Source organism: Variovorax paradoxus, assembly GCF_009755665.1.
Taxonomy (GTDB): Bacteria; Pseudomonadota; Gammaproteobacteria; order Burkholderiales; family Burkholderiaceae_C; genus Variovorax; species Variovorax paradoxus_G.
The window spans coordinates 1191457-1217378 of record NZ_CP046622.1 but is presented as its reverse complement, the minus strand read 5'-3'; the positions used below and the strand labels follow the sequence as shown (position 1 = coordinate 1217378).

Genomic DNA, 25922 nt, shown 5'->3' with positions numbered 1-25922 from the left:
CTTGCGGGTTTGGTACTTCATCCGCCTGCCATGGTACTTTCATGCACCAATTGGCTAGGAGATTCCCTAGTTAACGCAATACAGCATGGAAAACCTCAATCCAAAGACTTCAGGCACCGCCCAGCAGCTGGCGCCTGAACTGCGCCGCGGCGGGTGAAAGCGCGCGGTCCTGCCGGGTGATGAGGCAGATCGGCGGCACGCGCACCGGCAGCTCCACCGGCACGGTGCGCAGCACGCCCAGGCGGGCGTAGTGGCCGGCCTGCGAAGCCGGCATCACGGCGGCCATGTCGGAGTTCTCGAGCAAGGCGGTAATGGCAATGGGCGATGCCGTTTCGATGATGTCGAGCCGCGCCTGAATGCCCGCCTCCCGCATGGCCGCCTCGAAGCGCCCGCGCTGCGGCGAGCCGGGCGGCTGCAGCACCCATGACCAATTCGCCATTTCGGCCAGCGTGACAGTGGGCCGCTCGAACACCGGATGCGCGGCGCGCACCACGACCACCTGCGACTCTCCCAGCAGCGGCACGCTGGCGTACTTGGCCTCGTCGTGGCTGTCGGTGAGCCGGCCCAGCACCAGGTCGACGTCGCCCTGCTCCAGTTGCGCCTGCATCACATCGCTGGTCTCGACCACCACCGACATGGCCACCTGCGGGTGGCGCCGGTGGTACTCGACCAGAGCCGGCGCCAGCAGCTCGGGCACCGCGCCGGGCACGCTGCCCACGCGCAGCGAACCGCTCAGGCCCGAGCGCAGCGCGAGCATTTCTTCCCGGGCGCTGCCGAAGTCGCTGAGCACGCGGCGGGCATAGCGGATCAGGATTTCGCCATAAGGCGTGGGCTCCATGCCGCGCGCAAGGCGCTCGAAGAGCTTTTCGCCCAGCGAATCCTCCAGTTGCTGCAACAGCTTGGTCGCGGCCGGCTGGCTGATGTTCATGGCCTCGGCCGCACGGCCCAGGTGGCGGTGGGCGTCGAGCCGGGCCAGGAGGAGCAACTGGCGCGGCCGCACATGGAGCATCAGCGATGCGTCGGTCAGGCCTGAACCAGAAGTCATGCACAAAAGTATATGGAGCTTCGGGCTTTTTCGATTGGATCGGGCGCGCGAAGGTCCCTAAGCTGGTGCCAAACAAGCAGGAGACACACCCGATGAAGCTTTCTTTTCTTGCCCGCACGGCGAGCGCGGCCGCGCTGACACTGGCAACCGCCATGGCCGTTGCGCAACCGGCGTACCCCGACAAGCCGCTGCGCATCTTGGTCGGCGCCTCGCCCGGCGGCGGCACGGACATCCTGGCGCGCGTGCTGGCCGACAAGTTCGCGCCGGTGCTCAAGCAGCCCGTCACGGTGGAGAACCGGCCCGGCGCATCCAACACCATTGCCGGCGAACTCACCGCGCGCGCCGCAGCCGACGGCACCACGCTGCTGCTGGCCACCAACACCGCGCAGGCGGTGGCACCGCACATCCTCAAACTCAAGTACGACCCGCTGAAAGACCTGCAGCCGATCGGCCTCGTGGCTGTGATGCCCAACGTGCTGGTGGTGTCGGCCAGCTCGCCCTACAAGTCGGTGAAAGACTTGGTCGCGGCCATGACGGCCAAGCCGGGCGGATTCAAGTACGCCTCCTCCGGTATCGGCAGCACGCAGCACGTGGGCGGCGAGGCGTTCAACCTGGCCACGGGCATGAAGTCGATTCACGTGCCCTACAAGGGCAGCTCGCAGGCGCACATCGACATCATCGGCGGCGAAGTCGACATGATGTTCGACAGCACCTCTTCCGCCATGGGCCAGATCAAGGCCGGCAAGTTCCGCGCGCTGGCCGTGAGCGCGCCGCAGCGCTCGCCTGAACTGCCCGACGTGCCCACGCTGGCCGAGCAGGGCATCAAGGGCGCGGATGTTTCGACCTGGTACGGCCTCTACGTGACGGCCGGCACGCCGCGCCCGGTGGTGGAGCGGCTCGGCACGGAGCTCACGCGCACGCTGAAGCTGCCCGATGTGCAGGCGCGCATCAAGGGCCTCGGCGGCGAACCCGGCGTGATCACCGGCGAGGCCTTCGCGGCCATGAACAAGCAGGAGTTCGACCACTACGGGCAGCTCGTGCGCGACGCCAACATCAAGGCCGAATGAGGCTTTCCTTTCCTTTTCTTTCTTCCTCCACTTCATTCCCGATTCCATGCCCACCCCATCGAAGACCCCGAGCGTGATCTCCGCCAAGCCCCGCATCGCCGTGCTGCTCGGCGACCCGAGCGGCATCGGCCCCGAGATGGCCGTGAAGCTGCTCGCGCGCCAGCGCAACTTGGACGCCGCGCGCGTGCTGCTGATTGCCGACCCGGTGGTGCTGGCCGCGGGCGAGCGCGTGGCGGGCGTGAAGCTCGACCCGCTGCAGGTCGACCGGTTGGACGACCTGCGCTTCGAGGACGGCCGCCCCACACTGCTGCTGCGCGACTGGATGGAGGGGCGGGAGCCGGTGCTCGGCGAATCGAACGAGGCCTCGGGCCGCGCATCTTTCGAAGCACTGGAACTCGCCACCGCGGCGGTGCGGCGCGGCCAAGCCGACGGCATTCTCTTTGCGCCGCTCAACAAGCACTCGCTTCGCCTGGGCGGCCTGGTGCATGAAGACGAGCTGCGCTACATGCAGGAGCGCTTTGCCGTGAAGGGCTTCGTCTGCGAGTTCAACCTCACGGGTTCGCTATGGACCTCGCGCGTGACCTCGCACATTCCGCTGAAGGACGTGGCGGCCCACATCACGATGGAAGGCGTGAGCGACGCGGTGAAGATCATTGCATCGGCGCTGCGCCGCGCGGGTGTGGCACAACCGCGTATTGCGGTGACGGGGCTCAATCCGCATGCGGGGGACGGCGGCTCCATCGGCATGGAAGAAATCGAGATCATCGCGCCGGCCATCGAACAGCTGCGCGCAGAGGGCTTCGACGCCCGCGGTCCGTTCTCGCCCGACACGGTGTTCATCGGTGCACGCCGGGGCGATGTGGATGCGGTGGTGTCGATGTATCACGACCAGGGCCAGATCGCGATGAAGCTCATGGGCTTCGAGCAGGGTGTAACGCTGCACGGCGGCCTGCCGGTGCCGGTGGCCACCTCGGCAAGCGGCAGCGCTTTCGACATTGCGGGCAAGGGCGTCGCGCAGATTGAAGGGCTGCAGCAGGCCTTCGACTTGTGCGTGCGAATGGCCAGTGGTGCGCCCGTGCGGGCGTCTGCTGAGGCGGCTACGGTTTGAGAGGTGCGGTGTGGATGCGCCGCCGTTCAGGGCTTGTGCACAGGCCACCGGGTACTCCCCTCCGCGAATGTCCCCCGCCTTCGGCTCCTCCTTTATTTCGCTGCGCGGAGCACCCGATGCCCTGTGCACTTGGACACGCTGCTGATGCAACGCTGATCAACGACTCGCGCGTATGACGCTCCCGTCGATGGGGTGCCTTGCGCAGCGAAATAAAGGAGGAGGCCGCAGGCCGGGGGACATTCCCGGAGAAAGGTACCCCGTCGGCGGGTGCGCCCTGAATATCCCCTGCGGCCCTGGAAACCGAAGCAGCTCAGGAACCCAGACGCTTCAGCAACCCGGCCGTAGAAGCATCGAGCCCCATGATGTCGCCCGAAGCAAGACGCGGCTCGATGTCCTTCGCGAGCACCTTGCCGAGTTCCACGCCCCACTGATCAAAGCTGTTGATGCCCCACAGCGCACCGCTGGTGAACACGCGGTGCTCGTACATTGCGAGAAAGGCGCCGAGTGACTCGGGCGTGAGTTTCTCGAACACGAAGAAAGTACTCGGCCGGTTGCCCGGAAAGTTCTTGTGGCCGCCGGCATCGAGCTTGCCGACCATCAATGCCTGTGCCTGTGCGAGCGCATTGGCCAGCAGCTTGGCGTGGTGGCCTTCGAGCGTGTGCGCTGCGTCGCGCACCGCCACGAATTCGAGCGGAATCACGTCCGTGCCTTGATGCAGCATCTGGAAGTAGGCATGCTGGCCGTTGGTGCCGGGCTCGCCCCAGAGCACGGGCGACGTGCCCAAGCCATTCGGCAGCGGCTTGCCGCTTGCGTCCACCTGCTTGCCGTTGCTTTCCATCTCGAGCTGCTGCAAGTAGGCCGGCAGGCGCTTCAAGGCGCTGTGATACGGCGCGATGCCGCGGCTCGTGAACTTGTGGAAGTTGCGGTACCAGATGTCGAGCAGGCCGAGGCGCACCGGCAAATTTTGTTCGAGCGGCGCGGTGCGGAAGTGCTGGTCCATCGCATGCGCGCCCGCCAGCAACCGGCGGAAACCGTCGGCCCCGATTGCCAGCGCAATCGGCAGGCCGATGGCCGACCAGAGTGAATAGCGGCCGCCCACCCAGTCCCAGAAGCCGAAGGTCGTGTCGATGCCGAATTGCTTCGCGGCTTCCACGTTGGTGGTGAGTGCGGCAAAGTGGCCGGCAATGTCCGTACCGCCCGACTGCTCGTACCAGCGCTTGGCCGAGAGCGCGTTGGTCATCGTCTCGGTGGTGGTGAAGGTCTTGGATGCAATCAGGAACAGCGTGTGTTCGGGTGCCAGGTCGCGCAGCACGCCGTCGAGCTCGCGGCCGTCGACGTTCGAAACGAAATGAAAGCGCTTGCCCGGCGCGGTGAATTCGGCCAGGGCCAGCACCGCCATTTGCGGGCCGAGGTCGGAGCCGCCAATGCCGATGTTGACCACGTCGGTGATCGTGTGGTCGCCGCGCACCTTCTCGGCATAGGCCAGCATCGCGTCGAGCGTGGCGTGCACTTCGCGCAGCTCGGCCGCGGTCTTGCCGACCGCGGCATTGGCCGGCGCGCGCAGCAGCGTGTGCAGCACCGCACGCTCTTCGGTGTTGTTGATGTGCTCGCCGGCAAACATTGCATCGCGATGCGCCTCCAGGCCGCATTCGCGGGCCAGCGTGAGCAGCATTTCCTCGGTGCGCGCGTCGATCAGGTTCTTCGACAGGTCGGCAAAGACGTAAGGCGCCTCCTGGCTGAAGCGCTCGAAGCGCCCCGCGTCGTCGACGAAGGCGTGGCGCACGTCGAACTGGCGGCCCGCAGTTTCGAAGTAGCTTTGCAGTTGCGCCCAAGCGGGCGCGCGGTCGCAGCGAAGGGTCATGGCCATGTTTACTTGCCGCTTTCCTGCATGAGCTTTTCCAGCTTCACGGCGTCGGCCGCAAAGGCGCGGATGCCCTCGGCGAGCTTCTCGGTGGCCATGGCGTCTTCGTTCAAAGCGAAGCGGAAGCTCGGCTCGTCGTAGCTCAGCTTCTCCACGCTGGCCGTTGCGGCGGTCTTCTTGGCGTCGAGCGCGTGTTCGAGCGGCTCGTTGCTGGCGGCCAGTTCGGCCAGCAGTTCGGGGCTGATGGTCAGCAGGTCGCAGCCGGCCAGTGCCTGGATCTGCCCCACATTGCGGAAGCTCGCACCCATCACCTCCGTCTTGATGCCGTGCTGCTTGTAGTAGTTGTAGATCTCGCGCACCGACTTGACGCCCGGATCGTTGGCTCCCGCGCTCGCCGCCTCGTCCCACTTGGCGCCGGCCGACTTCTTGTACCAGTCGTAGATGCGGCCCACAAAAGGCGAAATGAGCTGCACGCCCGCCTCGGCGCAAGCCACCGCCTGGGCAAACGAGAACAGCAGCGTGAGGTTGGTGCGAATGCCCTTCTGCTCGAGCGCGCGCGCCGCCTGGATGCCTTCCCACGTGGAGGCCACCTTGATCAGCAGGCGCTTCTCGGTGTCGATGCCTTCGGCCTTGTAGAGCGCCACGATGCGCTCGCCGCGCGCAATGGTGGCGGCCGTGTCGAACGAGAGGCGGGCGTCGACCTCGGTCGACACTCGGCCCGGAATGATCGAAAGAATCTCGGCGCCGAAGCGCACCAGCAGCCGGTCGATCACTTCGTCCAGCGGCTTGCCCGCATGGCCCTTGACGGCTTCGTCGAGCAGCGGCCGGTACTCGGGCTTTTGCACCGCCTTGAGGATGAGCGACGGATTGGTGGTCGCGTCCTGCGGCTTGGAAATGCTGAGTTGCTTGAAGTCGCCGGTGTCGGCAACCACGGTGGTCCATTGACGGAGAGCATCGAGTTGATTCATGTCGAAGATTATCCTGTGCGGGTGATGACAAGTCCTGCACGCTATTGCGCCGGGGCCGATGTTTTCATGCGCACCGTAGCACGGGTTTTCGCCGCGCCGTATCGGCCTTCGGCCGACAGGGTTGTACGCCGGCTGCCCTGCCCTACATGGGCTGTGGTCCGCCGCTGACGGTAGCGCTTGCGTTCAGGAGCTAGCCTGCGGCTTCCCGCCTTGATGCTTTCCCACTACAGGAGTGCCTCCAATGTCCTTCCGCCATCGCTCCGCAGCTTCCGCAGCAGCGAACCGCGCTCCTTTCGACGACCGCCGCACCAGTTCGGCCATCGGCACCCTGGCCACCGCCTTCGTCGTGGGCGGCGTGGCCACGTGGCTCGCCCTTGGCGCCGGCCGCACCGCGCGGGCGCAACTGCCCGGCCCCGCCGACGGCGCACCGCTCATGCGCGCGCCGTTGCAGGTTGTGGCGCCGGTCGATGTCCAGCGCTATGCCGGTGTCTGGCACGAACAGGCCCGCCTGCCGAACCGCTTCCAGAAGCAGTGCGCGGGCCCTGTGACCGCCGAGTACACACCCCAGCCGGACGGAACGCTGCAGGTCATCAACCGCTGCGTGCGGCCTGACGGCAACTTCGACGAGGCGGTGGGCACGGCGCGTGTGGTCCCGGTGGCGGGCCAGCCCGGCGCGGGCCGGCTCGAAGTGCGCTTTGCGCCTTCCTGGCTGAGCTGGCTGCCGATGGTGTGGGGCGACTACTGGATCCTGAAGCTCGACCGCGACTACCAGGTGGCGCTGGTGGGTACACCCGACCGCGAGTACCTCTGGGTTCTTTCGCGCGCCCCCCGGCTGGAAGACGACGCGTTGCAGGCCGAGCTGGACTACGCTGCCAGCCTGGGCTTCGACACGACCAAGGTGGTGCTTACCGCCCGGTAGTCGAGACGGACGGCAGGTAACGCCCGAGCTGCGCCGCCAGCGCGGCGGGGTGGGTGCAATGAATAGCGTGCCAGCCGAAGGCGCGCGCCGCTTCCACGTTGGCGGCCGAATCGTCGATGAACACCGTCTGCTGGGGATCGAGCGCATGGCGCACCGCCAGCAGCTCGTAGATTTCGCGATTCGGCTTGATGAACTTCACGTCGCCTGAGAACACTCCCCCATCGAAACGCCGGATGAAGCCGTGCCGGCGCTCGATGGCGCGCGCATAGGGCGCAGGCATGTTCGAGAGGTAGTAAAGGCGCAGCGCCTCGCCGGCATCCCGGCGCGCGAACAGCCCTTCGAGCAGCTCGACTGTGACCGCAATTGGCTCCAGGCGCTCGCCCAGCGTGCCGAGCATCTCGTCGAGCCGTGCGGCGGGAAGAGACAGGCGCTGGGCCATGCGCGCAATGGCGTCTTCGAGCGAACGCGTGCCGCAGTCGAAGCACAGCCAGTCATCATGGTGGAACAGCGCCCGCCCGAGCGCCGCGGCGGCAAGCTCAGTGGGAGCGTGTTCGGGAAGATGGGTCTGCACCAGCCGGGTGGGCTCCCATGCCAGCAGCACGGCGCCAAGATCGAAAACCACGTTCATGGCGCCATTGTTTCATGCGCCGGGCACCACGCTCACGCCGTGCGCCGCCAGCGACAGCGTGGCCTGTGCGCCCGCGGCCAGGGGGCGCGAAAGATCGGTCGACACCACGAAGACGGGTCCGATCGGGGTGTCGAAGCCGTATTCGTAGAAGCTGCCCAGGTAGGCCGCCTTTCGCAATGTGGCAGGCAACCCCTGGGCCGCCTCGGCGGCGCCGATGTTCCAGGCTTCGGGGCGCACCGCGACTTTCACGGCGCCGGGTGCGACCGCATGGCGCGGCTGCAGGCGCAGCGGGCCGAAGGTGACGCTGCCATCAGCCTGCGCCACGGCCGGAAAAACCATCGCCTCGCCCATGAAGCCCGCCACAAACTCGCTTTCGGGCCGGCCGTAGAGCTGCTCGGGCGTGCCGCGCTGGGCGATCACGCCGTGGTCCATCACGATGATCTGGTCGCTCACGGCCAGCGCCTCGCTCTGGTCGTGCGTCACATAGGCCACAGTGAGCTTCAGGCGCTGCTGCAGCGCGCGAATCTCCTCGCGCATTTCGCGGCGCAGGCGGGCGTCGAGATTGGACAGCGGTTCGTCGAACAGCAGTACCGCAGGCTCCAGCACCAGGGCGCGTGCCAGCGCCACACGCTGTTGCTGGCCACCCGAGAGTTCGCTGGGCAGCCGCTCGTCGAAGCCGACCAGGCCCACGCCCTTGAGCGCATCACGCGCGCGAACGGTGGTCTCGTCCTTCTTCACGCCGCTCATGCGCAAGCCATAGCCCACGTTCTCGATCACGTTCATGTGCGGGAAGAGCGCGTAACTCTGGAACATCATGCTCACGTTGCGCTCGGCCGGGCCGAGCGTGGTGACGTCGCGCCCGCCCATCAGGATCGAGCCCGATGTCGGCGATTCGAGCCCCGCGATCATGCGCAGCGTGGTGGTCTTGCCGCAGCCCGAAGGGCCGAGGATGGTGGTGAGCGTGCCGACCGGCACCTCGAAGCTGATGCCCTTGACCGCCAGCGGGCCGTTCCTGTCGGTGCCATAGCGCTTGGTGACGTTGCGGAACTCGATGCCGTTGCTCATGTGTATTTCTCCCGGTCAATGCACCACGGGCGCGGCCACCACCGGCGCGCCTGCCTTGCGGCGCCCCAGCTTGCGCTCCCCGACCACCCACTGCACCAGCGCGATGGCCAGCGACATCAGCACCATGAGCACCGTGCAGTAGGCCAGCGCAATGCCGTAGTCGCCGTTGCCCACGCGGCCGATGATGTAGGTGGTGGCAAGTTCGTTCTCCGCCGTGACCAGGAAGATCACCGCGCTCACGGTGGTCATGGCGCGCACGAAGCTGTAGACCAGCGCGGCCACCAGCGCGGGTTTCAACAGCGGCAGCACCACCTTGAAGAGCGTCTGCGAAGTGGAGGCGCGCAGCATCAGCGAGGCTTCGTCGAGCGAGCGGTCCAGCTGCTTGAAGGCTGCCGTGCCGGCCCGCACGCCCACCGGCAAGTTGCGGAACATGAAGCACAGCACGATGATGAGCCCCGTGCCCGTGAGCTCGAACGGCGGCACGTTGAAGGCCAGGATGTAGCTCACACCGAGCACCGTGCCCGGAATGGCAAATGCCAGCAGCGCGCCGAACTCGAACACGCCCTGGCCCTTGAACTCGTTGCGAGCCAGCAGCCAGGCAATCAGCAAGCCCAGCGCCGCGGTGATCGGCGCCGAGATGCCCGCGAGCTTGAGCGTGGTGATCAGCGAATTCCACGCCGTACCCGCCCACACCAGTCCGAACTGCCCCCACTCAAGCGCGAACGCACTCCTGAAGTGATTCAGCGTGAAGGTGTAGTCGCGGCCCCATGTCTGCACAAAGCCGCCCGCAAAGGCGAACAGGTAGACCACGGCGGTGAACGCAATCCACGGCAGTGCGATGCAGTAGATGGTGCGGCGCACGCCGTCGGGAAGCGCCATGGCAATGCCTGCATCGCCTTTGCCGCTCACGGTGGTGTAGTTCTGCTTGCCGAGCAGGCCGCGCTGCAGCGCGAACACGCCGAGGGCGAAGAGCGTGAGCACCCAGGCGAGCGATGCCGCGCGGCCCTGGTCGTACTGCGCGCCGACAATGGCAAAGAAGATATCGGTCGACAGCACCGAGAACTGGCCGCCCACGACGACCGGGTTGCCGAAGTCTGCAATGCTCTCGATGAACCCGACCAGGAAAGCGTTGGCCAGCCCGGGCTTCAACAGCGGCAGCGTAATCGTGAAGAAGGTGCGCCGCCGGTCGGCACGCAGCATCTGCGCGGCCTCTTCCAGACTGGGCGCAATGCCCTGCACCACACCCCGCATGATCATGAAGGCGATGGGCGTGAAGGCGAAGAGCTGCGCCACCAGCACGCCCGGCATGCCGTAGAACCAGCGCGTCGGCTCAATGCCGAACAGGTTTTCGAGCAGCTGGTTGACGATGCCCGCGCGCCCGAACAGCAGGATGAGCCCCAGCCCGACCACGAAAGGCGGCGTGATGATCGGCAGCAGCGCCAGCACGCGCAGTGCGCCCTGCCCGCGCTTGCTGCCGCGCTCGGCCATCAACGCCATCAGCGTGCCGAGAAACGTGGTGCCGGCGGCGGCGAGCAAGGCCAGCACCAGCGTGTTCCAGGCGACGCCGCAGCGCACACCGCCCGCAATGCAGCCCAGGCCCCAGATGCGCTCGGTGAACACGCGCGCGATGAACGCAGTGATCGACCACTGCCCCTCTTCATTGAAGAATGCACCGGCCAGCGCCTTGCTGACCGGATAGGCAATGAACAGCGCCATCAGCACGCCGCAGCCTATGACTGCCGCCGCCACGAACAGGTCGCCCTTGAAAAGCCCCAGCCGCGCGATGCCGAAAGCGGCCAGCAGCGTGAGCGCGGTGAGCGCCACGAATCCGCCCGCGCCGATGCCGAACTGGTTGACCGCCAGCTCGCCGAACTGCGCGTTGAGCGTCGCAACGCTCCAGCCGCGCGCGCCAATGGTGAAGCCCGCGACCGCAAGGCCGATGGCACCCAAGGCGCCACCAGCCAGAAGCCAGCGCCCCTGCGAGCGGCCGGGCGGCAGCCACGCGCCGATGGCGCACATCGCCAGGCCCGCGAGCCCGATGAAGAGCCAGTTGCGGCCTTGAGTGGCCGCCTGCATCAGTCCGTTGGCGCCTTCGGCCTGGCCGAACACCTGCGGAACGGCCTCGTACCAGGTCGCGTCCTGGATCGCATACCAAGGCAGCACAAGGTAGGCCGCAAAGCCCAAGGCCACCCAGGCCCAGATCCAGCGCTGCGAACGCCGGGCCGAAGCAGCGGCGGCCGGATTGGCGGGCGCGGCGCCGGCGGCGACAGTGCCCACTCAGCGCGGCAGCGAGTTGACGTCTTTTTCCCAGCGCGCAATCAGGCGCCGGCGCTCGGCGCTGGCGCCGTACTTGGCGTAGTCGTAGTTGATGAACTTGATCTTCTTGAAGTCCGGAATGCGAGGATCGAGCTTGGCGGCGCTGTTGCTCGGCAACTGGAACTGCTTGTTGGCGGCGCCAAGCTCCTGCGCGCCGGGCGTCAGCGCCCATTCGTAGAACTTCTTCGCGGCCTCGAGGTTGCGCGCGCCCTTGATGATGCTCATGGAGCCGATCTCGGCGCCCGTGCCGTCGCTGGGCGTGATGGTCTCGACCGGAAAGCCCTGCATCTTCTCGCCCGGGCCGTCATGCACGAAGCTGATGGACACCGCCGTTTCGCCGCGCGCCACCGCCTTGATGGGGCCGGTGCCCGAACGGGTGTATTGGCCCACGTTCTTGTGCAGCGCCTTGAGGTATTCGAACGCCTTGTCTTCGCCCATGAGTTGCACCAGCGTGGCGATCATCGTGTAGGCCGTGCCGCTGGAGGCAGGATTCGCCACCTGGATGTCGCCCTTGTATTCGGGCTTGAGCAGGTCGGCCCAGGTCTTGGGCACGGGGAGCTTCTTCTTGGCGAGCAGCTCGGGGTTGTAGCCGAAGCCCAGCGGACCCGAATAGATGCCGACCGTCTTGTAGCCCGACTGTTTGGCCTGCTGCTGGGCCCACGGGTGCAACTGCGCCAGCGTGGGCGACTTGTATTCGAGCGTGAGGCCCTGCTCGGCCGCCTGCAGGTGCGGGTCACCGGTGCCGCCGAACCACACGTCGGTCTTGGGGTTGTCCTTTTCGGCGATGAGCTGGGCCAGGGCCTCGCCCGAGCCCTTGAGCGACATGTTGATGCGGGTACCGGTGGTGCGTGCATACACGGTGGCAATCACGTTGCACCATTCAGCCTGGACCGAGCAGATCACGTTGACCGTGCCCTGGGCCGATGCGGCGGCCGACAAGCCCAGCAAGGCCGCTGCAGTAAAAAGCTTCTTCATGTGAAAACCCCGCCTTGAAAACAAAAATAGGCCTCCCGGCCGGGGTTGAGCGTAGCTTTCGTACAGGTTTCATGAATTGGTACAAGTACCATTCGGTTGAAACAGCCCACTCGGCACCAAGACAAAGGAAATTCGACACATGAGCTTCGATCTCGTTCTGTTCGGCGGTACTGGCGATCTTGCATGGCGCAAGCTGATGCCCGCGCTGTTCCAGGCCTTCAGGCACGGCAGCCTGCCGAAAGACGGACGCATCGTCGGCGTGGCGCGGGACGACCTCTCGGACGACCAGTACCGCGAGCTGATCCAGTCGCGCTTCAATGCCGTGGAAGGCGCGAAGCGTCCCTCGGCCGAAGAGTTCGAGAAGTTCGCCTCGCTGCTGCACTACCTGCGCATGGACTTGTCCAAGCCGGCCGACTACACGCGGCTTGCCGAGCTGCTGAAGCAGCGCAATGCCGACACCGTGGTGATGTATGTGGCCACGGCACCCGCGCTCTTCACCCAGGTGGTGGAGCAGATCGCCGCGGCGGGCCTGAACGGACCGACCACCCGCATGGTGCTTGAAAAGCCGCTGGGCCACGACCTGGCGTCCAACCGCGCGATCAACGCCGCCGTGTGCAAGGTGCTCGAGGAAAAGCAGGTTTTCCGCATCGACCACTACCTAGGCAAGCCTTCGGTGCAGAACCTTTTCGCCATGCGCTTCGGCAACGCGCTGTTCGAGCCGATCTGGCGTCGCGAGCACATCGCCAACATCCAGATCACCATTGCCGAAGACCTGGGCGTCGAAAAGCGCGGCGCCTTCTACGACCAGACCGGCGCCTTGCGCGACATGGTGCAGAACCACGCGCTGCAGCTGGTCTGCGCCATCGGCATGGAACCGCCGATCAACTCGCATGCGGACGCCATCCGCGACGAAAAGCTCAAGGTGCTGCGCGCGCTCAAGCCCTGGACGCCTGAAACGCTGGGACTGCATGCCATTCGCGGGCAATACACGGCCGGCACGGCCTACGGCGAGCGCGTGCCGGGCTACAGGGAAGAACCTGGCGTGGACCCCGACAGCCGCACCGAGACCTTCGTGGCGCTGCGCACCGAAATTGCCAACTGGCGCTGGGCCGGCGTGCCGCTCTACATTCGCACCGGCAAGCGGCTGGCCTCGCGCGATGCTCGCATCGAGGTCAACTTCAGGCCGACGCCGCACGCGATCTACCGCGCGCCCTCGGGCGCCGTCAACAAGCTGGTGATCAACCTGCAGCCCAAGGACGGCCTGGAGCTGCACATGCTCGCGCAGGCGCAGGACAACCGCCGCAGCAACGGCCACCAGAGCGCCGCGCAGCTGGCGCCTGTGCAGCTCGACCTGGACTTCGACAAGCGCTTTGGCGCCGAACGCGTGGGCGCCTACGAACGGCTGCTGCTCGACGTGATCGACGGGCGCCTGAACCTGTTCGTGCGCAGCGACGAGCAGGAAGAAGCGTGGCGCTGGGTCGAGCCGCTGATCGACAGCTGGGCATCGGACGGCGGACCGCGCCCTTACGCGGCGGGCACCTGGGGCCCGAGCGCCTCGAGCGCGATGATTGCGCGCGACGGCTTCTCGTGGGGCGAGGAGCAGTAGGCCCGCGCGCTCAGCCGAACTGGATGCAGCGCATGCTCAGCGTGCCTGACTGGAACCCTTCGTAGATCGTCTTTGCGCGTTCGTTCGACCCCGCGGCGCCGAGGGCGTAGAGAAAAGGAAAGTAGTGGTCCGGCGTTGCAACAGCGGTCGCGGCGCCCTCCAGCTTTTCGTAGGCGACCAGTGCGCGGTCGTCACGGCCTGCCAGCGCGGCCTTCACCGCGTCGTCGAACCCTTGCGCCCACGGCCGGCTGGCCGCGGGCCCGTCGGGCGTGCCGCGGTCGGTGGCCCGCAGGTTGTGCACCACGTTGCCGCTTCCCATTACCAGCAGGCCCTTGTCGCGCAGCGCCGCAAGGTCGCGGCCGATGGCGTAGTGAAACGCCGCCGGCTTGTCGTAGTCGATGCTGAGCTGGAAAACAGGAATGTCGGCCTTCGGGTACAGGTGCTTCAGCACCGTCCACGTTCCATGGTCCAGGCCCCATTGCTGGGTGCCCACCACGGGGGTTTGCTTGACAGCGCCGATGGCTTCGCGTGCCAGCACGGGATGGCCCGGCGCCGGATAGTCGATGTCGAAAAGCGCCTGGGGAAAGCCGCCGAAGTCGTGAATCGTCTTCGGCCGCTCCTGCATTCCGACGCCCGTGGCGCCGCGGCTCAGCCAGTGGGCCGATACGCTCAGAATGGCCGAAGGCCGCGGAAGCTCCTTGCCCCACGCGGCCAGGCGCCGGGTAAAGGCGTTGTCCGCCAGTGCGTTCATGGGCGAGCCGTGGCCGATGAAGATGACCGGCAAGCGCCGCGCAGGCGTACCCGCTGCGGCATTCGATAGCGAGCAAAGAGATGCCAGCGTGGCGGTTGCACCGATCGCGGAGCTCATGAGAAAGCCGCGGCGGCCGAGTTCCGCCTGAATCGCTCGGCTGCTGTCTTCGCTCGGGTGCTTCTTCATTGTCATGGCCGCACTCTGCGCCGGCCCGCCGGGCAGGTCAGTGCGTTTGCGCACAGCTTTTGGCTAGATGCGGCCTTCCTCCGCCGCATGGCAGGCCACCTGCACGCCCTTGATGCTCAGGAGCTTCGGCCGCTCGGCCGAGCAGCGCGCATTCGCGTGCGGGCAGCGTGGATGAAACGCACAGCCCGTAGGCGGATTGAGCGGGTTCGGCACTTCGCCCCGGACCGGCGTGCGTGCACGGCCGGTGTGCTTCATCTGCGGAATCGCATCGAGCAGCATGCGCGTGTACGGATGCTGCGGCTCGGCGAAGAGCTTTTGCTTGTCGGCCACCTCGACCAGCCGGCCCAGGTACATCACCCCAACCTGGTCGGCCACGTGCCGCACCACCGCGAGGTTGTGCGAGATGAAGAGATAGGTGAGCCCCTGCTGGCGCTGCAGGTCCTTCATGATGTTGAGCACCTGCGCCTGCACGCTCACGTCGAGCGCGGAGGTGGGCTCGTCGCACACCAGAAACTCGGGCTGCGTGGCGAGCGCGCGCGCAATCGAAATGCGCTGGCGCTGGCCGCCGGAGAACTGGTGCGGGTATTTGCTCATGTCCAGCGGCGAGAGGCCGACCGACTTGAGCAGTTCGCCCACGCGTTCGCGCAGCTCGGCCTTGCCGCTCAGGATGCCGTGCTCGCGCAGCGGCTCGCCGATGATGTCTTCGACGATCCAGCGCGGGTTCAGGCTCGCGTAGGGGTCCTGGAAGATCATCTGGATGCGGCGGCGCAACTTGCGGCCTTCGGGCGTCTTGAAGGCGGCGTGCGCATCCTGTCCGTCGAATTGCAGTCCGCCGCGCGTCGGCGCATACAAGCCGACCAGCAGGCGCGCGACGGTGCTCTTGCCGCAGCCCGATTCGCCGACCAGCGCCAGCGTCTTGCCGCGCTCGATGGAAAAGCTCACGCCGTCCACTGCATGCAGCAGCACGCGGGGCTTGCGTTCGAGCACGCGATTGAGCCAGGGCGGCGACACGTCGAAAGTGCGGGCCAGGTCGTGTGCGACGACGAGCGGCTCGCCGGCTTCCGTGCTGCGGGGTTCGAGTACTGCGCTCATCGGGTGACCTCTGCAATCGGTGCGGCCGCATCGGGAACGGCGCGTTCGCCGGCAAGCTGCGCATCGTGGTGCCGGGCCGCAAGTTCGGCCTGGCCCTTGTGCGGATCGGCGGCATCGTGCAGCCAGCATGCGGCGCGCGTGGCGCCCGCGTGCATGAGTTCGGGCCGTTCCGAAAGACAGCGTGCGAAAGTGCGCGGGCAGCGCGGGTTGTAGGCACAGCCCTTCGGAATGGCGTTGAGCCGGGGCATGGCGCCGTCGATCTGGTTCAACCGCTCACGATCGCTGGCCATGTCGGGAATCGACGCCATCAGGCCGGAGGTGTAGGGGTGCGCCGGCTGGTGGATCACTTCGTGCACCGGGCCGATCTCGGCGATTCGGCCCGCATACATCACGGCCACGCGGTCGCAGGTTTCGGCAATCACGCCCATGTCGTGCGTGATCAGCATCACGGCGGCGCCGCGCTCCTTGCAGACGCGCTTGAGCAGCTGAATGATCTGTGCCTGGATCGAGACATCGAGCGCGGTGGTCGGCTCGTCGGCGACGATGAGCTTGGGCTCGGCCGCGAGCGCGAGTGCAATCACCACGCGCTGGCGCATGCCGCCCGAAAACTGGTGCGGAAAATGGTCGATGCGCTGTTCGGCGGCCGGAATGCCGGTGTCCTGCAGCAGGCCGACGGCGCGGCGCCGGGCCTCGGCTTCGGTCACCGGAAGATGGGCGCGGATGGTTTCCACCAATTGCCGGCCGACGGTGTAGAGCGGGTTCAGCGAGGTCAGCGGGTCTTGGAAGATCGCGCCGATCTTGCGACCCCGGATGGGGCGCATCGCATCGAAACCCAGGTTGTCGATGCGCTGGCCTTCGAGCACGATTTCACCGCTGGCCACGCGGCCCGGCGGCTCGAGCAACCCGATGATGGCAGCGCCCGTGAGCGACTTGCCGGCACCTGATTCACCCACCACGCCCAGGATTTCACCGGGTGCGATGTCGAAAGAAATACCGTCGAGCGCGCGCAGCGTACCGCGGCGATGCGGAAACTCGACGACGAGGTTTTTGACCTGGAGCAGCGTCATGTTGGCGTTGTCCTTTTTGGTTTCAGCGCAGGCGCGGGTTGAGCGCATCCCGCAGCCAGTCGCCGAGCAGGTTCACGCTGAGTGCGATCAGCACCAGCATCAGGCCGGGGAACACGGTGATCCACCACTCGCCCGAGAACAGATACTGGTTGCCAATGCTGATCAGCGTTCCTAGCGAAGGAGATGTCGGCGGCACGCCGACGCCAAGGAACGACAGCGTCGCCTCGGTGATGATGGCGGTGGCCACCTGAATGGTGGCCAGCACCATCACCGGCCCCATCACGTTGGGCAGCACATGGCGCAGCATGATGCGCAGCGGCGCCACACCCGTTACGCGGGCGGCCTGCACGTATTCCTTGTTGCGCTCCACCAGCGTGGAGCCGCGCACTGTGCGCGCATATTGCACCCAGCCCGTCAAAGAAATGGAGATGATGAGCACGCCGAAGGCCAGCGATTCATGGGCGCCCGGGAACAGCGCACGGCCGACGCCCGCAATGAGCAGCGCCACCAGAATGGGCGGAAACGACAGCATCACGTCGCAAACGCGCATCAGGAAGGAATCGAGCCAGCCGCCGAGAAAGCCGGCGAGCAGGCCGAATACGACGCCGACCGTGATCGACAGCAACACCGAGACGACGCCGACGATCAGCGAAATGCGGGCGCCGTAGATCACGGCCGAAAGGATGTCGCGGCCCTGGTCATCGGTGCCGAGCAGGTATTTGGAAGAGCCTTCGGCGGTCCATGCCGGCGGCAGGCGCGCATCGCCGAGTTCGAGCGTTGCAAGGTCGAACGGGTTATGCGGAGAAACCCATCCGGCAAAGACCGCGCAGAACACGCAGGCCAGCGCGATGAGTGCCGCACCGATTGCCACGGGCGAAGTGCGGAAGCTGTAGCCGACGTCGCTGTCGAGCCAGCGGGCAAGTGTTTTTTTCATCGTGAAGCAAAAGGAATGGGCCCGCAAGAAGCGGGCCCATGGTCAGGCCGCCCATCGGGCGGCCGGCGGAATCACGGCTTGATGCTCATCCACTTGAAGTACATGAAGTTGTCGGCCAGTTGCACCAGCTCGACCTTCTTGCTCACGCCCCACGCCAGCGACTGCTGATGCAGCGGCAGGGTACCGATGTCGTCCGCATGGATCTTGAAGGCTTCCTTGATCAACTCGTTGCGCTTGGTCTTGTCGCTTTCGGACTGGATCTTCTTCGTCAGTTCGTCGAGCTTGGGATTGCAATACGCGCCCAGGTTGAACTGGCCCGTGCCCTTGTCGTCCGGACAGGCGGTGAGCGAGCTCAGCGCGTTGTGCGAGTCGTAGGTGGTCGGGGTCCAGCCCAGCATGTAGAAGCTGGTGTCGCGGCGCAGGATCTTGGGGAAGTAGGTGCCCTTGGTCTCGGCAGCCAGGTTGATCTTGACGTTGATCTTCGCGAGGTTGGCGGCCACGCTCTGGCAGATCTGGCCGTCGTTCACGTAGCGGTCGTTCGGGCAGTTCATCGTCACTTCAAAGCCGTTCGGATAGCCGGCTTCGACCATGAGCTTCTTGGCGGCTTCCACGTCGAACGGCAGGCGCTTGTCCTGCTCGGCAGTCCAGCCGTTGATGCCGGGGCCGACCAGGAGGCCGGTCGGACGGGAAGCGCCACGCATCACGGTGCGCTGGATGCCGGCGATGTCGATGGCCTGGTAGACGGCCTGTCGCACGCGCTTGTCCTTGAACGGATTCTTGCCCTTGATGTTGGAGTACAGCAGCTCGTCGCGCTTCTGGTCCATGCCCAGGAAGATGGTGCGCAGCTCGGGGCCGGTGATGACGCGGGCGGTGGGCGCCGCATTGATGCGCGCGATATCTTGCACCGGCACCGGCTCCATCACGTCGACTTCGCCCGAGACCAGCGCGGCCACGCGGGTGGCGGGATTGGCGATGGGGGTGAAGACGATTTCTTGCGCGTTGCCGTCGATCTTGCCCCAGTAGGTGCCGTTGCGCGAGAACACGGTGCGCACGTTCGGCTGGCGCTCGCGCACGCGGAACGGGCCGGTGCCGTTGGCCTTGAACGACGCGGTGTTCTCGATGCCCTTGCGGCGGTCGACTGGCTTGGTGGCCTGGTTTTCCTCGCACCACTTCTTGCTCATGATCATGGTGAGCGAGATCACGTCGGGCAGGATCGGGAAGGGGCCGTTGGTTTCGATCTCGACGGCGAGATCTCCCACCTTGCGCACGGCCTTGATGTCGCTCAGCGTGGCGCGAAGGTCGGAACCGTCGCCCTGCGCACGCGCAAAGCTGAACACCACGTCGTCGGCGGTGAACGGCGTGCCGTCGTGGAACACCACGCCCTTGCGCAGTTCGAAGCGCCAGATGTTCGGCGAAGTCTGCTTCCAGCTGGTGGCGAGCAGCGGCGCCAGGCTCAGGTCCTTGTTGCGCCCCACGAGGGTTTCATAGACGTTGGCGGTCACGCTCAACTGCAGCGACTCGTTGAGCGAGTGCGGATCGAGCGACAGCGCGTCGCCCTGATTGGCGATGCGGATGGTCTGCGCGCTCGCGACCAGGCTGATGGCGCCCAGGGCGCACAGAACGGCGGCCGCGGCCACTTTCTTCTTGAAACTCATTGGGAACACTCCTCGGGTTGGAATCGGAAATACATCAAGGCGCCGCTGTAGCGGCGTCTTTCACGGGCTGCCCGCTGCGGATAGCAGCCAGCGGCATGCCCTGCTCGATCAGCCCCGCATGCAATGCGGCGCCGAGCGGCAGGATCTCGTCGTTGAAGTCGTAGCGGCTGTTGTGCAGGAAGGCGCCGTTCTTCACGTCCTGGCCAATGCGCAGGTAGGCGCCCGCCTTTTTCTGCAGCATGAAGGAGAAGTCTTCGGCGCCCATGCTGGGCTCCATGCTGCGGTCGACATTGGAGGCGCCCACCAGCGACTCGGCCACGTCGGCGGCGAACATCGCCTCGGGCGCGGTGTTGATGGTGGCGGGATAGATGCGCTCGTACTTGATGGTGGCCGAAGCACCAAAGCCCGCGGCCACTGCCGTGCAGAGCTCGGTCAGCCGCTGCTCGACCTGAGCCTGCACGCGCGCGCTGAAGGTGCGCACGGTGCCGACGAGCGTGGCTTCGCCCGGGATGACGCTCATCGCGCCCAGGTCGCCCGCCTGCACGGCGCAGATGCTGACGACCGCCGCATCGATGGGACGCACGTTGCGCGAGACGATGGTTTGTGCCGCCGTGATGATGTGCGCGGCAACCACCACGGGATCGATGGTCTGGTAGGCATGGGCCCCGTGCCCGCCCTTGCCCTTGATTTCGATGGTGATTCGGTCGGCCGCGGCCATCATGGCGCCGCGGTTGATGCCCACGGTGCCGGCCGGCATGCCGGGCCAGTTGTGCATGGCATAGACCGATTGCACCGGAAAGCGGTCGAACAGGCCGTCTTCGATCATCACGCGCGCGCCGGCAAAGCCCTCTTCGCCGGGCTGGAAGATCAGCACCGCGGTGCCGTCGAAATTGCGGGTTTCGGCCAGGTAGCGCGCCGCGCCCACCAGCATGGCGGTGTGTCCGTCATGCCCGCAGCCGTGCATCAGGCCGTCGTTGGCGGAGCGCCAGCCGAAATCGTTGTCTTCGCGCATGGGAAGCGCGTCCATGTCGGCGCGCAGGCCGATCATTCGCCGGCTGGCCGTGGACTTGCCGCGGATGACGCCCACCACGCCGGTCTTGCCGATGCCCTCGTGGATCTCGTCCACGCCACAGGCACGCAGCGCCTCGCGCACGCGGCCAGCCGTGTAGACCTCTTCGAAGCCGAGTTCAGGGTGCGCATGCAGATCGCGGCGAAAGGCCGTGATCTCCGGATAGAAGCTCGCAATGTGCGCAAACGCCCTTCCGGAGGCTTGCAGTCGCGGTGCTGCGGCAGCCGTCATCTCAATGTCCTCCCGTCTTGCCAACGCGCAGCCGCGGATCGACCACGAAGTACAGCAGGTCGACCACCAGGTTGATCACCACGAAGATGAGGGCAATGAGGCACAGGTACGCCGCCATCACCGGAACGTCGGCAAAAGTCACGGCCTGGATGAACAGCAACCCCATGCCGGGCCACTGGAACACCGACTCGGTGATGATGGCGAAGGCGATCAGCCCGCCGAGCTGCAGGCCGGTGATCGTCATGACCGGCACCAGCGTGTTCTTGAGCGCATGGCCGAAGTGAATGGCGCGGTTCGTCAGGCCGCGAGCCCGCGCAAACTTGATGTAGTCCGTGCGCAAGACCTCGAGCATTTCGGCGCGGACCAGCCGCATGATCAGCGTGAGCTGGAAGATTGCGAGCGTTATTGCGGGCAGAACGATGTGGTGCCAGCCATCGGCACGCAAGAGGCCGGTGCTCCACCAGCCGAACTGCACGGTTTCGCCGCGTCCGAAGCTTGGGAACCAACCCATCGTGACGGCGAAGACGAGGATCAGCAAGATCCCGATCAAAAAGGTAGGCAGCGACACGCCGAGCAGCGACACGGTCATGAAGACCTGGCTCAGGAAGGTGCCTCGGCGCAGCGCCGTGTACACGCCCATCGGAATGCCGATGAACAACGCCAGCACGGCGGCAACAAGCGCCAACTCAAGGGTGGCAGGAAAGCGCTCGCCAATGAGGCGCGAGACTTTGGCGCCCTGGCGCAGGCTCAGGCCGAACTCGCCTTGCGCGGCATTGACGAGAAAGTGCCAGAACTGCACGAAGAAGGGTTGGTCGAGCCCCAATGCGGCGCGCAGCTCGCGAATCTGCTCGGGCTTTGCATCCTGGCCCAGCAGAAAGACGACGGGGTCGCCCACATATTGAAAGAGAAGAAAGGCGATGAACGCAACCGCGATCATGACGATCACGGCCTGGATCAGGCGGCGCAAGACGAAGGCAATCATTCAGCAAACAGAGTGAGCAGGCATGCTAGCAGTGCAAGGTGCGTGCCCGCACGGTGATTCCCCGGGGGTGCACGCCGATGGTGCGTTTACCTGAGGCTACGCACCAGCAAAATCCCAATAAAAAAAGCCACTCGACTTTCGTCGAGTGGCTTTTGTCTTTCGATTCAAAGCTGGCCTGAGCCAGCCTCAAATTAGAAAGCGTGACGGATACCGAAATCGTAGCCGGTCGAGTTCTTCGGGGTGAAGACACCGCCACCGGTCACGAAAGCCGGGCCGCCAACGGTCAGGTTCGCGCCGTTCTTGTTGCTGATGCGAGCAACGGTAGCGTACAGGGCCGTGCGCTTCGACAGGTTGTGCACGTAGCCGAGAGCCAGCTTGCTAGCCTTCGGATCTGCTTCAGCCGGTGCGAACGGGCTTTGGACTTCGTTGAAGTCGTACTTGACGCGCGAGTACGAAGCGCGGATCAGGCCAGCGCCAACCGGCACGGTCACGCCGAGCAGGTAGCCGGTCAGGTCCACGTCAGGACGGCCGCCGGTGAACAGCGGGGTCACTTCGTAGTCGATCTTGTTCTTGGCGCGCGACACTTCACCGAAGAGCTTCACGGGACCGAAGTCATACGAAGCGCCGAGGTTCAGCGTGTTGACCTTGGTGGTCGTGCCGACGTAGAACTGATCGCCAACCGTGCTGCTGCCGTAAGCAAGAGCGACGTCCAGCGGGCCGTTGGCGTAGCCGAAGCGGCCACCAACGTAACGGCCTTGGCGCGAGTTGTTCGCGACATCAGGCGTGGCCAGGCCAGGGCTGTACTTGGTCTTCTCGCTGAAGCCGTACTGCACTTGACCGTAGAAACCACCCAGGTTCGGCGGCAGGAAGTAGCCGATGGTGTTGCTGGCGCGGGTGTAGTTGTTCTGACCCACGTTGGCGAACGGAGCCGTCGACGCTGCGGGGGTACCGAAGGCGCCGAAGGCGCTGTTGGCCGTCGAGATGATGTTGGTGCCAACGCCGTTGGTGCCAAACGGATCGAACACGGTGTCGTTCCAGAAGGTCGGGGTGTAGTCACGGCCGAGGCGGACTTCACCGAAACCACCCGACAGGCTCACGGTCGAACGACGGTTGAACGTCGCGATACCTTGCTGGCCGTCGTCGTTGGAGATCGGGGCTTCGAGCCAGAAGCTGGCAGCCAGGCCACCGCCGAGGTCTTCCGTACCACGGAAGCCGATACGGCTGGAGTTGTAGCCCGAGTTAGCCAGTTCGCGACGGCTGACCTTGACGCTGCCTTGGTTCAGGTAGGTCGGAATGCCGAAAGCATTGGGGAAAACCGTCGGGTTCAGGTCACGCGAGGTGGACGAGTAGCCGCTGATCGACGCGTCGACCACACCGAACAGCGTGACGGACGACTGAGCCGAGGCAACACCGGCAACAGCCAGGGCAGCCAGAGCAACTAGAGATTTTTTCATTGCAAGTTTCTCCAAGGTTAAACATAGGGCTCCGGTGCGAAGGGCTCACCGTGACTGGCACTTTGTGCTCCCACCGGACCCCGGGCCAACCTCCTTTTGGGAAGTTGATGCTATTGCACCAGAGCCGCTGCGGCAGGGCAAAACAATTCGCCCGAAAACTCAGGTGGCCCACGCGTTTCGTTGCAGTAGTGCAACAAAGGGGTTGGACGCCCTCGTGAACCACAATGTGAAATGAAACAAGGTTCCGGCCAGCGCCTTTTTGCTTCGGTTCAAATAGACGCATGATCTTTTCGCTCGATTCCGCCCTAGCCGCAGCGGATGCGGCATTACGTACTCTTTTTGCCCGACCTCACTCCACCCGGGCCATGCCCCATCCGGCTCAAGCCCCCGGCGAACTGAGTGACTCGGAACGGCGCGAGGCCGGCGCGTTGATGCGGGTCAACCACGTGGGAGAAGTGTGCGCACAGGCGCTTTACACCGCGCAGGCCGCGGTGGCGCGCGATCCCGTCCTCCGCACCCGATTGCTCGAGGCCTCCCATGAAGAAACCGATCATCTGGCGTGGACACGACAGCGCCTGGACGAACTCGGCGCCCGGCCTTCGGTTCTAAACCCGCTCTGGTATGCGGGGGCTTTCGGCCTGGGGTTGATAGCTGGTCGCCTGGGAGATCCGCTGAGCCTCGGGTTTGTTGCAGAAACCGAACGCCAGGTGGAAGCCCATCTGGAGAGCCATCTGGGGCGCCTTCCGCCCGCCGACAGCGCCTCACGGGCCGTGGTCGAGCAGATGAAAGTCGATGAAGCTCGCCACGCCGCTCAGGCCATTGACGCCGGCGCTTCGGAACTGCCGGCGCCGGCCAAGGCCCTGATGCGGTTCGCCTCCCGCGTCATGACCACGGTAGCGCATCGAATCTGAGATCTGCCGCCTCAGGTCTCGATCAGATCGAAGCTGGTGGTGATCTCGGCCGTTTTCGCAAGCATGATGCTCGCCGAGCAGTAGGTGTCGTGGCTCATTGCGATGGCGCGTTCCACGGCAGCGGCAGGAATGCCCTTGCCCGCCACCGTGAAGTGCATGTGGATCTTGGTGAAGACCTTGGGGTCCTTTTCCGCCCGTTCGCTGGTCAGCTTGACGCTACAGCGCTCCACCCGATGGCGACCCCGCTTCAGGATCAGCACCACGTCGTAGGCCGTGCAGCCGCCGGTGCCCGCGAGAACCGTCTCCATGGGCCTAGGGGCCAGGTTCTGGCCGCCGTTTTCGGGCTTTGCCGCATCCGGCGCGCCATCCATCGTCAATACATGGCCGCTGCCTGTCTCGGCCACGAATCCCATGGCCGAGCGGGTGCCGGCATCGCCAGTCCAACTTACTGTGCATTCCATCTTGTCAGATCCAATCGGGACGCTCAGTGAAAAAAGTTCGCTGAGACATCAATTTGTGTGTGGGAAAAGCGTCACTCGCTTGTTGCAACGCAGCAAACAACCGATATACTTTATTTCATCGCGCACGAAGCCGTGCGCACCGGTTGTCTCCTCCACCCTTCCAATTGGTGGATTTAGCCCCGAGCTGCAAAGCTCGGGGCTTTTTTCTTTGCAGCGCCGGTTACTTCGCGCGTCGGCACCCACTCTAGTTTTAGCGCCGAAAGGGCAGTTGCTCTGGCTGCCCTGGCTGTTGCCGGTGTTGCCTCGGCTCAGTCGTCCGTCACGCTGTTCGGTGTGGTCGACGCATCGATCAGCGGCTACTCGTCCACCTCGCGTGACATGTACAACGGCGTCTCGTACAACGCTTTCGGCGTTCCCGTCTACGACCCGTTCTATGTCAACCAAGGCAGCGTCAGGACGAGCAAAACCGGTCTGGCCAATTCGGGCTACAACTCCAGCCGTCTCGGCTTCCGTGGGACCGAAGACCTCGGCGGCGGCCTGGCAGCCAGCTTCTGGCTCGAAGCCCCGATCACCAACGACGACGGCGCAACCGGTGTCTCGACGTTTGCTCGTCGCTCGACCGTGAGCCTTTCGGGCGGTTTCGGTGAAGTCCGCCTCGGCCGCGACTACACCCCGACCTTCTGGAACGACACCGTGTTCGATCCGTTCGGCACCAACGGCGTTGGCACCAACCTGATCTCGACCGCGAACGGCTTCAACCCCAGCGGCGGCGCAGGCGGTTTCGGTGGCAACCTCAATTCCACGCGTGCCAGCAACTCGATCGGCTACTTCCTCCCGCCGAACCTGGGCGGCTTCTACGGCCAGGTGATGTACGCGTTCCACGAGCAGACCAAGTACCGCCCCGGGCTGGCTACGCCCGACGTCCCGAACAACTCGCGCGCCGGTCGCTACGTCGGTGGCCGCTTCGGCTATGCCAATGGCCCGTTGGACGTTGCCCTGGCCTATGGCCAAAGCACCGTCGGCGACGACTTCTATGCCGGTGTGACCAACAAGGTCAACACCCTGAACCTCGGCGCTTCGTACGACTTCGGTCCCGCCAAGCTCTTCGGTGAACTGTCGCAAGCCAAGCTCAAGACCGACATCGACGGCAACTTCATCGTCGATCCGGGCTCCGTGCCTTCGACGAAGCTCAACGGCTGGCTGCTGGGCGTGACGGTTCCCGTCGGCGCTGGCTTGATCCGAGCGTCCTACTCGGCCGTGAAGTACAAGACCGGCGGCAGCAACGACGACTTGTTCTTCAACGACCAACGCAACAATCCGAAGGCCAGCAAGCTGGCTCTCGGCTATGTCCACAACCTGTCGAAGCGCACGGCCCTGTACGCAACGGTGGCTCGCGTGAGCAACAAGAACGGCGCATCGCTGTCGGTGGGCAACCAGCCGTTCATCAGCAACAGCGTCTTCACCCCGAAGAATTCGACCGGCTACGACTTCGGCATCCGCCACGCTTTCTGATCACCGTTTGATCCGATGCTGGCTCCCGCCAGTTCGAGTCGATTCAGTGTCAAGCCGCC

The 25922-nt window shown here is 65.3% G+C and carries 22 protein-coding genes; 6 read left to right on the top strand and 16 right to left on the bottom strand.

Features of this window, described 5'->3' with window-relative positions; genetic code table 11:
- Positions 1-109 precede the first annotated feature (109 nt).
- Positions 110-1045, bottom strand: a complete 936-nt coding sequence (locus GOQ09_RS05590) for a LysR family transcriptional regulator (RefSeq protein ID WP_242631009.1) — start codon at positions 1043-1045, stop codon at positions 110-112.
- A 92-nt stretch (positions 1046-1137) separates the two neighbouring features.
- On the opposite strand from GOQ09_RS05590, the gene GOQ09_RS05585 reads away from it, so the two are divergent.
- Both GOQ09_RS05585 and GOQ09_RS05580 read left to right on the top strand, forming a co-directional pair.
- A complete protein-coding gene (locus GOQ09_RS05585) occupies positions 1138-2112 on the top strand; it encodes a Bug family tripartite tricarboxylate transporter substrate binding protein (RefSeq protein ID WP_157612409.1) in 975 nt (324 codons plus the stop codon).
- A 46-nt stretch (positions 2113-2158) separates the two neighbouring features.
- The gene (locus GOQ09_RS05580) at positions 2159-3220 is read left to right on the top strand and encodes a 4-hydroxythreonine-4-phosphate dehydrogenase PdxA (protein WP_157612407.1); all 1062 of its coding nucleotides are present in this window, start codon (positions 2159-2161) and stop codon (positions 3218-3220) included.
- 310 nt (positions 3221-3530) lie between these two features.
- On the opposite strand, the gene pgi is transcribed toward GOQ09_RS05580, so the two are convergent.
- On the bottom strand, positions 3531-5087 hold the full coding sequence (pgi, locus tag GOQ09_RS05575; protein WP_157612405.1) for a glucose-6-phosphate isomerase: 1557 nt from the start codon (positions 5085-5087) through the stop codon (positions 3531-3533).
- A gap of 2 nt (positions 5088-5089) precedes the next feature.
- Complete coding sequence (gene tal, locus GOQ09_RS05570; RefSeq protein ID WP_157612403.1) at positions 5090-6049, bottom strand: transaldolase; 960 nt, start codon at positions 6047-6049, stop codon at positions 5090-5092.
- Between the two features lie 241 nt (positions 6050-6290).
- On the opposite strand from tal, the gene GOQ09_RS05565 reads away from it, so the two are divergent.
- Positions 6291-6968 (top strand): lipocalin family protein, encoded by a 678-nt coding sequence (locus tag GOQ09_RS05565; protein WP_157612401.1) that lies wholly within the window; start codon positions 6291-6293, stop codon positions 6966-6968.
- Here the strand turns inward: GOQ09_RS05565 and GOQ09_RS05560 are convergent.
- Genes GOQ09_RS05560 through GOQ09_RS05545 form a run of 4 tightly spaced genes read right to left on the bottom strand, consistent with a single transcriptional unit; the run spans position 6955 to position 11952 of the window.
- Positions 6955-7596, bottom strand: a complete 642-nt coding sequence (locus GOQ09_RS05560; RefSeq protein ID WP_157612399.1) for an HAD family hydrolase — start codon at positions 7594-7596, stop codon at positions 6955-6957. The two genes, GOQ09_RS05565 and GOQ09_RS05560, sit on opposite strands and share 14 nt — an antisense overlap.
- Before the next feature lie 12 nt (positions 7597-7608).
- Positions 7609-8661 (bottom strand): ABC transporter ATP-binding protein, encoded by a 1053-nt coding sequence (locus GOQ09_RS05555; protein ID WP_157612397.1) that lies wholly within the window; start codon positions 8659-8661, stop codon positions 7609-7611.
- A 15-nt stretch (positions 8662-8676) separates the two neighbouring features.
- Positions 8677-10938: an ABC transporter permease gene (locus GOQ09_RS05550; protein ID WP_157612395.1), complete on the bottom strand. Its 2262-nt coding sequence runs from the start codon at positions 10936-10938 to the stop codon at positions 8677-8679.
- Entirely contained in the window at positions 10939-11952 is a 1014-nt protein-coding gene (locus GOQ09_RS05545; protein ID WP_157612393.1) for an ABC transporter substrate-binding protein, read from the bottom strand.
- 139 nt (positions 11953-12091) lie between these two features.
- On the opposite strand from GOQ09_RS05545, the gene zwf reads away from it, so the two are divergent.
- Positions 12092-13558, top strand: coding sequence for a glucose-6-phosphate dehydrogenase (gene zwf / locus GOQ09_RS05540; RefSeq protein ID WP_157612391.1), 1467 nt, complete (start codon positions 12092-12094; stop codon positions 13556-13558).
- Between the two features lie 10 nt (positions 13559-13568).
- Here the strand turns inward: zwf and ygiD are convergent, their stop codons facing one another.
- The 8 genes from ygiD to GOQ09_RS05500 all read right to left on the bottom strand — a co-directional run bounded on the left by ygiD (position 13569) and on the right by GOQ09_RS05500 (position 22979).
- A complete protein-coding gene (gene ygiD, locus GOQ09_RS05535) occupies positions 13569-14501 on the bottom strand; it encodes a 4,5-DOPA dioxygenase extradiol (RefSeq protein WP_157612389.1) in 933 nt (310 codons plus the stop codon).
- A gap of 57 nt (positions 14502-14558) precedes the next feature.
- Positions 14559-15587, bottom strand: a complete 1029-nt coding sequence (locus tag GOQ09_RS05530) for an ABC transporter ATP-binding protein (RefSeq protein ID WP_157612387.1) — start codon at positions 15585-15587, stop codon at positions 14559-14561.
- Positions 15584-16654, bottom strand: coding sequence for an ABC transporter ATP-binding protein (locus GOQ09_RS05525; protein WP_157612385.1), 1071 nt, complete (start codon positions 16652-16654; stop codon positions 15584-15586). The genes GOQ09_RS05530 and GOQ09_RS05525 overlap by 4 nt, the downstream gene beginning before the upstream one ends.
- A gap of 22 nt (positions 16655-16676) precedes the next feature.
- Positions 16677-17588: an ABC transporter permease gene (locus GOQ09_RS05520; protein WP_157612383.1), complete on the bottom strand. Its 912-nt coding sequence runs from the start codon at positions 17586-17588 to the stop codon at positions 16677-16679.
- A 71-nt stretch (positions 17589-17659) separates the two neighbouring features.
- Positions 17660-19243: an ABC transporter substrate-binding protein gene (locus tag GOQ09_RS05515; RefSeq protein WP_157612380.1), complete on the bottom strand. Its 1584-nt coding sequence runs from the start codon at positions 19241-19243 to the stop codon at positions 17660-17662.
- A gap of 34 nt (positions 19244-19277) precedes the next feature.
- Complete coding sequence (locus GOQ09_RS05510; protein WP_157612378.1) at positions 19278-20543, bottom strand: M20 aminoacylase family protein; 1266 nt, start codon at positions 20541-20543, stop codon at positions 19278-19280.
- Between the two features lies 1 nt (position 20544).
- A complete protein-coding gene (locus GOQ09_RS05505; RefSeq protein ID WP_157612376.1) occupies positions 20545-21525 on the bottom strand; it encodes an ABC transporter permease in 981 nt (326 codons plus the stop codon).
- Between the two features lie 191 nt (positions 21526-21716).
- Positions 21717-22979, bottom strand: coding sequence for a porin (locus GOQ09_RS05500; RefSeq protein ID WP_157612374.1), 1263 nt, complete (start codon positions 22977-22979; stop codon positions 21717-21719).
- 281 nt (positions 22980-23260) lie between these two features.
- Here GOQ09_RS05500 and coq7 point away from each other — a divergent pair, with 281 nt between their 5' ends.
- Positions 23261-23890 carry a 2-polyprenyl-3-methyl-6-methoxy-1,4-benzoquinone monooxygenase gene (gene coq7 / locus GOQ09_RS05495; RefSeq protein ID WP_157612372.1) on the top strand — a complete coding sequence of 210 codons (630 nt, stop codon included), beginning with the start codon at positions 23261-23263 and terminating at the stop codon, positions 23888-23890.
- An 11-nt stretch (positions 23891-23901) separates the two neighbouring features.
- On the opposite strand, the gene GOQ09_RS05490 is transcribed toward coq7, so the two are convergent.
- Complete coding sequence (locus GOQ09_RS05490; protein WP_157612369.1) at positions 23902-24351, bottom strand: OsmC family protein; 450 nt, start codon at positions 24349-24351, stop codon at positions 23902-23904.
- Positions 24352-24624: 273 nt separating this feature from the next.
- Here GOQ09_RS05490 and GOQ09_RS05485 point away from each other — a divergent pair, with 273 nt between their 5' ends.
- A complete protein-coding gene (locus tag GOQ09_RS05485) occupies positions 24625-25863 on the top strand; it encodes a porin (RefSeq protein WP_157616598.1) in 1239 nt (412 codons plus the stop codon).
- The last annotated feature ends 59 nt before the right edge of the window (positions 25864-25922 follow it).

What these genes read in the sequence shown, in the direction of transcription:
- GOQ09_RS05590 (WP_242631009.1), bottom strand. Translation starts at nt 1,045, where the DNA reads ATGACTTCTGGTTCAGGCCTGACCGACGCATCGCTGATGCTCCATGTG.
- GOQ09_RS05585 (WP_157612409.1), top strand. Translation starts at nt 1,138, where the DNA reads ATGAAGCTTTCTTTTCTTGCCCGCACGGCGAGCGCGGCCGCGCTGACA.
- GOQ09_RS05580 (WP_157612407.1), top strand. Translation starts at nt 2,159, where the DNA reads ATGCCCACCCCATCGAAGACCCCGAGCGTGATCTCCGCCAAGCCCCGC.
- pgi (WP_157612405.1), bottom strand. Translation starts at nt 5,087, where the DNA reads ATGGCCATGACCCTTCGCTGCGACCGCGCGCCCGCTTGGGCGCAACTG.
- tal (WP_157612403.1), bottom strand. Translation starts at nt 6,049, where the DNA reads ATGAATCAACTCGATGCTCTCCGTCAATGGACCACCGTGGTTGCCGAC.
- GOQ09_RS05565 (WP_157612401.1), top strand. Translation starts at nt 6,291, where the DNA reads ATGTCCTTCCGCCATCGCTCCGCAGCTTCCGCAGCAGCGAACCGCGCT.
- GOQ09_RS05560 (WP_157612399.1), bottom strand. Translation starts at nt 7,596, where the DNA reads ATGAACGTGGTTTTCGATCTTGGCGCCGTGCTGCTGGCATGGGAGCCC.
- GOQ09_RS05555 (WP_157612397.1), bottom strand. Translation starts at nt 8,661, where the DNA reads ATGAGCAACGGCATCGAGTTCCGCAACGTCACCAAGCGCTATGGCACC.
- GOQ09_RS05545 (WP_157612393.1), bottom strand. Translation starts at nt 11,952, where the DNA reads ATGAAGAAGCTTTTTACTGCAGCGGCCTTGCTGGGCTTGTCGGCCGCC.
- zwf (WP_157612391.1), top strand. Translation starts at nt 12,092, where the DNA reads ATGAGCTTCGATCTCGTTCTGTTCGGCGGTACTGGCGATCTTGCATGG.
- ygiD (WP_157612389.1), bottom strand. Translation starts at nt 14,501, where the DNA reads ATGACAATGAAGAAGCACCCGAGCGAAGACAGCAGCCGAGCGATTCAG.
- GOQ09_RS05530 (WP_157612387.1), bottom strand. Translation starts at nt 15,587, where the DNA reads ATGAGCGCAGTACTCGAACCCCGCAGCACGGAAGCCGGCGAGCCGCTC.
- GOQ09_RS05525 (WP_157612385.1), bottom strand. Translation starts at nt 16,654, where the DNA reads ATGACGCTGCTCCAGGTCAAAAACCTCGTCGTCGAGTTTCCGCATCGC.
- GOQ09_RS05520 (WP_157612383.1), bottom strand. Translation starts at nt 17,588, where the DNA reads ATGAAAAAAACACTTGCCCGCTGGCTCGACAGCGACGTCGGCTACAGC.
- GOQ09_RS05515 (WP_157612380.1), bottom strand. Translation starts at nt 19,243, where the DNA reads ATGAGTTTCAAGAAGAAAGTGGCCGCGGCCGCCGTTCTGTGCGCCCTG.
- GOQ09_RS05510 (WP_157612378.1), bottom strand. Translation starts at nt 20,543, where the DNA reads ATGACGGCTGCCGCAGCACCGCGACTGCAAGCCTCCGGAAGGGCGTTT.
- GOQ09_RS05505 (WP_157612376.1), bottom strand. Translation starts at nt 21,525, where the DNA reads ATGATTGCCTTCGTCTTGCGCCGCCTGATCCAGGCCGTGATCGTCATG.
- GOQ09_RS05500 (WP_157612374.1), bottom strand. Translation starts at nt 22,979, where the DNA reads ATGAAAAAATCTCTAGTTGCTCTGGCTGCCCTGGCTGTTGCCGGTGTT.
- coq7 (WP_157612372.1), top strand. Translation starts at nt 23,261, where the DNA reads ATGATCTTTTCGCTCGATTCCGCCCTAGCCGCAGCGGATGCGGCATTA.
- GOQ09_RS05490 (WP_157612369.1), bottom strand. Translation starts at nt 24,351, where the DNA reads ATGGAATGCACAGTAAGTTGGACTGGCGATGCCGGCACCCGCTCGGCC.